This is a genomic window from Bartonella sp. MM97QHHN, from assembly GCF_042194285.1.
GTDB lineage: Bacteria > Pseudomonadota > Alphaproteobacteria > Rhizobiales > Rhizobiaceae > Bartonella.
Window position 1 is genome coordinate 22,303 of record NZ_JBHIMS010000028.1, and the last position, 7,872, is coordinate 30,174.

Annotated in this window: 6 protein-coding genes and 1 pseudogene; 3 read left to right on the forward strand and 4 right to left on the reverse strand. The window is 32.8% G+C overall.

Annotation, left to right across the window (positions count from 1 at the left end; genetic code table 11):
• The first annotated feature begins 618 nt into the window (after positions 1 to 618).
• Positions 619 to 1,770, forward strand: a complete 1,152-nt coding sequence (gene lldD, locus ACFIJW_RS00910; protein WP_375626848.1) for an FMN-dependent L-lactate dehydrogenase LldD — start codon at positions 619 to 621, stop codon at positions 1,768 to 1,770.
• Positions 1,771 to 2,941: 1,171 nt separating this feature from the next.
• Here lldD and ACFIJW_RS00915 read toward each other — a convergent pair.
• Entirely contained in the window at positions 2,942 to 3,067 is a 126-nt protein-coding gene (locus ACFIJW_RS00915; RefSeq protein ID WP_375632867.1) for a hypothetical protein, read from the reverse strand.
• A 341-nt stretch (positions 3,068 to 3,408) separates the two neighbouring features.
• Here ACFIJW_RS00915 and ACFIJW_RS00920 point away from each other — a divergent pair, with 341 nt between their 5' ends.
• Complete coding sequence (locus tag ACFIJW_RS00920) at positions 3,409 to 3,738, forward strand: hypothetical protein (RefSeq protein ID WP_375632869.1); 330 nt, start codon at positions 3,409 to 3,411, stop codon at positions 3,736 to 3,738.
• 1,611 nt (positions 3,739 to 5,349) lie between these two features.
• Here ACFIJW_RS00920 and ACFIJW_RS00925 read toward each other — a convergent pair.
• Genes ACFIJW_RS00925 through ACFIJW_RS00935 form a run of 3 tightly spaced genes read right to left on the reverse strand, consistent with a single transcriptional unit; the run spans position 5,350 to position 6,384 of the window.
• Positions 5,350 to 5,565, reverse strand: coding sequence for a hypothetical protein (locus ACFIJW_RS00925; RefSeq protein ID WP_375632871.1), 216 nt, complete (start codon positions 5,563 to 5,565; stop codon positions 5,350 to 5,352).
• Positions 5,498 to 5,725, reverse strand: coding sequence for a hypothetical protein (locus ACFIJW_RS00930; protein ID WP_375618608.1), 228 nt, complete (start codon positions 5,723 to 5,725; stop codon positions 5,498 to 5,500). Before ACFIJW_RS00930 ends, ACFIJW_RS00925 begins: the two co-directional genes overlap by 68 nt.
• A complete protein-coding gene (locus ACFIJW_RS00935) occupies positions 5,722 to 6,384 on the reverse strand; it encodes a lysozyme (protein WP_375632873.1) in 663 nt (220 codons plus the stop codon). The genes ACFIJW_RS00930 and ACFIJW_RS00935 overlap by 4 nt, the downstream gene beginning before the upstream one ends.
• A 1,022-nt stretch (positions 6,385 to 7,406) precedes the next feature.
• On the opposite strand from ACFIJW_RS00935, the pseudogene ACFIJW_RS00940 reads away from it, so the two are divergent.
• Positions 7,407 to 7,607, forward strand: a pseudogene (locus tag ACFIJW_RS00940) (helix-turn-helix transcriptional regulator).
• Positions 7,608 to 7,872: the final 265 nt, after the last annotated feature.

The following is a 7,872-nucleotide window of genomic DNA, read 5'->3' on the forward strand; positions in this document are numbered from 1 at the left end:
TAGCCTCAAGATATAATATTGCTAGAAAATTATTCAATTAAATATGAAGAGTTTCTATTGGTATGAACATTAAAAGTTTTTATGCTTTATGTGAATTAGGCACTATGCATGAATAAGTAACAGATCTCAGTTTTGAATATTGATATAAGAAGATTTCTGCATGTATGCGACAGCTTTATTTCCAGTATTAATAAAGGATTTTTTCATCTTTTGGGGGAGATTATGGTTTATACTTAATGACACTCTATATTCTTAAAACTGATAATGTAAGGACCTTTGGAGGGAGAAGCAACTTTAAATTATAACTAATTAAGCTACGGAGCAATCGCTTTCGAAGAGGGATTACTTTAAAGAGAGTATAACATTTTAATTGCACATGAAGAATATATGAGTAGATACGTTATTAATGATACTTCATACTGTGAGATTTTAAATTTGGATAAGAGCAATAAAGACGTTGTTTTTATCAATTAGTTTTTTTAGAAAGTTGCAGTCTCTGTTGCTTCTATCTATTCAATAGAGTGTTTTGGGAGAATAGCGAATAGGTAGGTACATGGATTCGCTTTTATGCGTTTTTAGGATGTCTTCTCTTTTCATTTAGGAACAATGGTGCCATCAATGATTATTTCTTCAACACTTGATTATCGTAAGGCAGCAAAGCGTCGTCTTCCTCCCTTTCTTTTTCACTATATTGATGGTGGGGCTTATGCTGAAGAAACGATGCGACGCAACTGTAAAGATCTTCAAGCTCTTGCACTGCGTCAAAGGATTCTAAGGCAAGTTGGTGAAGTTGATCTTTCAATCAAACTTTTTGATCAGACACTTGATTTACCGATTGTACTTGCACCTGTTGGTCTAACGGGCATGTATACACGTCGTGGAGAGGTAAAAGCAGCGCGTGCCGCAGCGGCAAAAGGGATTCCTTTTACTCTATCCTCTGTTTCAGTTTGTCCCATTGCGGAAGTGCAAGAAGCGGTTGGAGGTGCATTTTGGTTTCAACTTTATGTTCTCAAAGATCGCGGTTTCATGCGTGATGCACTAGAACGGGCTTGGTTAGCTGGTGTACGCACGTTGGTTTTTACAGTTGATATGCCAGTTCCTGGTGCACGTTATCGTGATGCGCATTCGGGGATGTCTGGTCCTTATGCTGGATTACGTCGTTTTTTACAAGCGTTTACTCATCCATATTGGGCTTGGAACGTTGGTGTTATGGGGCGCCCCCATGATCTTGGAAATGTCTCCACTTATCTCAAAAAGAAAATTGCATTGGATGATTACGTTGGTTGGCTTGGTGCAAATTTCGATCCATCAATTGGTTGGCATGATTTACAATGGATTCGCGATTTTTGGAAAGGAAAAATGATTTTGAAAGGTATTCTTGATCCAGAAGATGCACGAGAAGCAGTAAAATTTGGTGCGGATGGTATTGTTGTTTCTAATCACGGCGGACGTCAGCTTGATGGTGTATTATCAACAACACGAGCATTGCCTGCAATTGCGGATGCTGTAAAGGATCATTTGACTATTTTAGCGGACTCAGGTGTTCGTTCTGGTCTTGATGTTGTACGCATGATAGCACAAGGTGCGGATGCTGTTATGATTGGCCGTGCTTTTGTTTATGCGCTTGCAGCAGCAGGTAAGAAAGGTGTTATGCATCTCCTTGATCTTTTTGCCAATGAAATGCGGGTAGCTATGACACTGACCGGTACTCAGACAATCAAAGATATTACACGCAAGAGTTTAGTAAATATAGATGTTTTTAAGCAATGAAAGCAATATGTTATACTGCTTTCAGAAAAAGAAAGTCTTTTTATAGAGGAGCATAATTATATATTTTACAAATATGTTGACAGTTAAATTTAAATAGAAAAGATCAAAAAGCTCCTCTATAAAAACACAGAAAATACTCAGTAACTAAAATAATACTCCGTAAATACAATAATACTTAACGCAAAAATATTAATAATAATAAACACAAAAAAAACACTAATAACATTGCATACATCTTTTACTTATTTTATTAAAATCTCATTCTACGGATAAAAAGGAACAAGCGCTGATATTAAAGGTAAAACAACTGTTGATATAGAAAAAATAGCTATAAATAATGCTGTGAGCATTTTTCCCTCCTATATATAAAATATAATATGTTAATTACTTCTTTCCCACATTAGCATAAAACGTAAATTTATAAGCTTCATTTAGTTTTATTTTAATATATATAATATTAATTATTATATATAAATAAAATTATTAAAAATGTCAATATGTATTTATTGAAAGATATAATTATAATAAAAAATTGATCTAATAAATAATATTCCTATAATCTATATATTATTTATATTAATTTTATTTGGTAATATATTATATGGATATGATATTTTTTTATGGAGTACATTTTTAAGCAATGAAAAAAATACCCATACTATCTTTAAAAAAGCTCGTTTACTGAGAGCAAAACTGCGTGAATTAATGTGCTTTTCTTTCTTATTTTCTTGCATCATCAATGATTTATGATGTTTTTGAACTGGCGAGTATATTAGGAAGCAGTTGAATATTTTTTGTATAGTATGTCGTTTCTAACACTATTTATGCGTTCTCGATTGATTTTATAACTTGTTAAAATATCCAGTTCGTTTTTATTGCAGATGGGGATGGTGGGGGGGCCTAATGATACAAATTGGCATAGAATGTTTTGTTCTATAAGCGATTTAACAATTGCATCTCCAAGCTTCTCCTTTGATACTATGCTCTTCATAGACAACAACAGATTGGTGAGATTGGCATAACTCTAGCACTGATCTATTATCTCAAAGTTGAATGGTTGGCACACTTGTAAGCGTTGGGATAACTTCATGTTTTTTGAAGCTCTTTAGCAACATCAAGACAAATCTGAACAGTTTCTTCAGTAGCAAGTAAGAGAACATCTTTTCCTTTTTTAAACAGAAGTTTTGCTGATATCAATTTTTGAAGTATTTTTATGAATATTCATAACAGCACGCTTTCCTAAACCTATATAAATAGGTACAAGATTACTCAGAGTAGAAAGAATTACAGTTTCCATTTGATCGAATTTCTACTCGTAAGTAATTGGATAATATTTACTTTATCGCTGAATAAAAAAGAAAAGTTTTTCTCTCTTTAAATAGAGGATGGATTGTCATCTAGCCAATAGGGATAGTTTGCGAGAAATTTGTTCGATGCAAAACGACTTAATATTGCAGTTACTTTGTATCATTTGAAGCTGTGAAAAGAAGGCTAAGATAGATGAAAGAATGTAAAAAATGATGGATACATTTTAAGATAAAAAATTATAATTTTGTTAATTCTACACCAGTTGCTGCCGATATTGGTGGCAAAAGAAATTTGATCAAAAAATATCAAAATTATTTGAGAACATTCCTCATGGCATGTAGATTAAACCTTTTTGTTGGTATGGGTGAGATTTTCTTTGAGCAGAAATTGATTCTATCCCCTGAAATCAGCAATAATCTCTCAGGTTATGTCGTAAACTTTTTAGGGATGTTACAACGCCACTATTGTCCTTTTATGAAAAAATTAGCATTTCAGATGAGCAGTTGTGAGGAATTTCAACGTTTAATACAGCAAGATCCAGAAACTCTCACGGATTTAGAACGGGCTTCAAGATTTTTATATTTACAGCGATTAAGTTTTAGAGGGAATGTAAATCGTACGATGAGAGTAGAAAACCATCGTAGCGCGCGGGGGGCTTAAGCCTTTCCAATTTGAATGCGTGCTAAAACTTATTTTCCACTGTTTAGCAGGTGTTAGCATTGAACATTTAGACTAGTCTGATTTTATTGTGCGTTATGATCGCCTAAAAATCTTGTTTTATCTTTCACCACTTTAATTGTGGTTTTGAAGGTTATTAAAGAAAGGATTTTTATAAGCGGGAGGATTATCAGCCGATGTCTAAGCTGCTTGCATAATAAGAGGGAGTTTTTTGTCTTTAAACAATATGCTAGAAATTCAAAAAACTTTAGTTAACTTTATAAAAGAGGTTACACTATCTTATACAGACTGCTCTGCAAATAACACAATTGCTGGTAAGGAATGGGGCATCACCAATTTTGATTTCTAAAAAAGAAACAATACGTATTAAATAGTCTTTAACTTTGCAGACTTTTTGAGAATCCTTTCAGAATCTTTTGAAAAAAGTGAACTGATAGAAGATATTTCTATCAAAATATAAAAACAGTACGATATGTAGGCAATCTGGGCTTTAGAAACAAGAATCAAAGCGTATAAAGATGCATAGAAGTGAGATTGAGACATATCATTTTTATGATTCAATAAAAAATAAAAATTAAAGAAAAAATTTTATATCAAAAATTTAAGGTGGTTTAAAAGGTGGACGGGCAATGCATGGAAGGATGAGCGAGAAGGTAAATTAGGGGAAAGCGATTTATAGATTATCAGTATCTTTGTAAAAGTATCTTCTCAAGATAAATATTGTGATGAAATAGATTGTAGTTGAATGTTCGAAAAGATAATACGCACTCTTAACTTTTCCGTTATACACATCACAATAAAAGCCGTGAAAAGCACGGTCTTATTACAAACTTTCTCTAAAAGCAGTACATGAGTTTGCAAGATATTACAGTAATATTTTAAAAGAAGGATTTTATTTCAGGAAAAAATTATCTTAAAATAGTAAAGCAATATTCTTCAAGAAATTGCTAGGCGACTTTTGAAAGTAAAAAAGCTAAGTTAAAAAATAAAAGCAAAAATGGTTGTTGGTTTTCTCAACTGGAGTTGCATGTCATTTCCCACATAGGGAATTTACCTATAGAAAAATTAACAGCCAAGATCATTCACAATGTTTTCCCGCCACTTTAGCATGAAAAAGCAGATATAGTGCGAAAGTATTTGCCTTATCGTCAACATCATTATTATAATTAGGAAGCTGAAACAACATCATTTACAAATCACATAAAAGCCTTACCATTATTCATTATATAGCTCCGTAGATTGCTTTTCTTCAAGCATGCCAGCCCCTAGATGTTATTTTTGTTGAAAACAGAACCTTTGTGTATGATCAGTTCTTTGAACGACGATAGTAGTGCAATCCATAAAATCTTTTCTCATCTTCTTTTGATAGGATAACAAAGATGTCCTTAGAATACATCAATAGACTCAATCATTTTACACAAACATAATCTGTTGAATCCTTTAGTTTCAATTCAGACATCTCAGTCATTCTAATTAAATCTAATCGACCACCAGAGTGTTTTAATCCTTTAAGTGCTTTTACTTTTAATCTGAATGTATCCACCTCTTTCAAATCTTTTCATTGATTGATGTTTCAGAGGAATTATATTTTTATCACTTTATTTTCCGTTTATCTCTCCAACCACATAAACGTTCACCTTGTTTGTTATGTTTTAAAATATCTCTCGCCAAATTTGAACTAATGACATTGATATCTTGTCGATTCAAATAAATTGGAAGCCATCCAATACAAGAAGTTCGTTCATTCGTCGCGCAACCAGCTAGAAAGCTTAGTGCGCACATCAGCATCACTTTTCTTATTAATTTCATTTTCTACCTCAAGCCGTGTTGTCGCTATCTTGAAATCTTCTTTTGTTTGCTTTTGCTTCTCAACTTTTTTCCCAAGAAAAAAGGCTTTGACTAAAGCTATAAGAAAAGCTGCTATGAGCGCTGACGTCATTGTCAGATATTTTTTTATCCATAAAATCATAGGCGGTGTTCCTGAAAACGTTTAGCAATGTATATCATAGCCGTACAAGCAGCTAAAACCATAATGCCTGCTAGAACCCATTGAACAGGACCATTTCCTGCAAAAAGACCTCCAAGCCCTGAAAAAGAACCTATGATTGGTGCAAGAGCTTCTACTTTGCAAATACCTGTTACGCCTTCTGGTTCTACTACATGATAATTGGGGGCAACATGAGCTCCTTTTGCCCACAAACCTGCTTCGGTTGCTCGGCGATTGACAAGACCTTGGATACGTTTTCCTCCTACTCTTGTCCATTTTTGCAATTCGGTTGGTATCGCTTCATATTCACCTTTATTAAGCTTTTTTAAAAGTGTAGAATTGCGAAATGCTGTGATTCCTACATTATAGCAAAATGATACTAATGCCGCGAATTGTTCATCGTTTAAAGGAACGGTAACGGTTTTTTCAACAACAGCTTCATACTCCCTCAAGTCCTGACAAAGGATTTTTTCAGCTTCTTTTTCCGTAATTTGCATGTCTTTGTGGACGCTTGGGGCACCAGCAGCACTTGTATGTCCATAACCAATTGTCCAGACACCACCAGAATCTTCATAAGCTGATAAACGTAAGCCTTCCAATTGCTTAATCAATACAAGCCCTTCTTTTGATATTTTTCGCATTATTTTTACCTATAAAAAACTACACAAAGCAGGATATGAATTAAAAACTTACATCTACTCATTTTTAAGAACAGAACAGCGAAAGGGCATAATAAATTCAAAACATCCATAGTGGATTATTTTAAGATCCATATCATTTTTTTGAATAAAGATTATGCTAAATACTATTCATTTTGCAGCAATTGATCTCCATCTAAAGACAATAACTTTATAATAATTCCATTTATAATCAGATAGATTTCACTCATAAACCAGTTGATCTAGAATGATTTAGAAGAACTTTACTTCAAAAAACTTCAATAATTCCAATGACAAAAAGCACTTTTAACAAAAAATAAGAGACATAATAATTAATGAAATAATTAGGTGTTGATTTTTAAGTAATTTCAAAATTCATAAATTGCACCACAGAATTTTTTTATAAAAACAAAAAAACATTATAATTTAATATTATACATCTAAAATTTATCTTAGAATCAATAAAGCATATACATAACGTGTTATACATATTTAATAAAAAAATCTATAGTTAATTTAATTATTCTTTGTTTTTTCTCCTAATTGCTTAATTTCATTAAAAAATATCTTTATGAAGGATTTCAAATAAACTGTTACATAAAAAACATAATGGATATTTCCCCTCTCTTGCAGTCTGTTTCCAAATGAAACAATATATTAGTGGAGCATATTCAATATATAGACCAATGATATTTGATAGTTTTTTTAAGAATATTGTACTGTAATAAATTTGAACAAGTAGTTCAGTTTCATATATTTTCTTTTTCATATGAAGCATTTGGTGGGGCGTTCGGGTCCAATGGTATCATCTTTGTCTGGTGTTGTATTGGCTACGTTTCCAGCAGCCTCTTAAACAAATCAATCAAGCTATTGAAATATTTTTAGAGGCAATAGCACAAGAGACACAAAAGATTTTGACAAAAGGCTGCTTGAAAATATAGGAATCTCTCTCCTCCTAGCATCCCAGCCCATTTACATAACATAAAAAATAAAAAGGCAATGAGATGATATTTGATGATGGCAATAGATATGTAATAATACGTGAGTGTGCACAGCTTTTTATTATATCCACAACAACGATTCGCCATTAGATGCTTCAGGGGGGGCCGGAGCCATATAAGCTAGGGAGAGCAGTGAGGTGGAGAAAGAAAGAGACTTTAGCATTTATTCCAGAGAAAAATACGGAGCAAATAACAACAGATTAGATAAAATCGTATAAACCCTAGAAGGTAATCTTCAAACAGATAATTAAATAAAAAATATATATATTTCAATACATTAAAACAAAAGGTGGTGCCGGATGCCGGCAAGCAGGGGCTTAGCAATAAGATTCAAAGTATATAAAGATGTGTAAGGGCGTATTGATGTCTATAGCTTTTTATGATTCAATAAAAAATTAAGTATTAAAGAAAAAATCTCAAATCAGAAATTAAAGGTGGTCTAAAAGGTGGACCCAAAAAGGTGGACGAG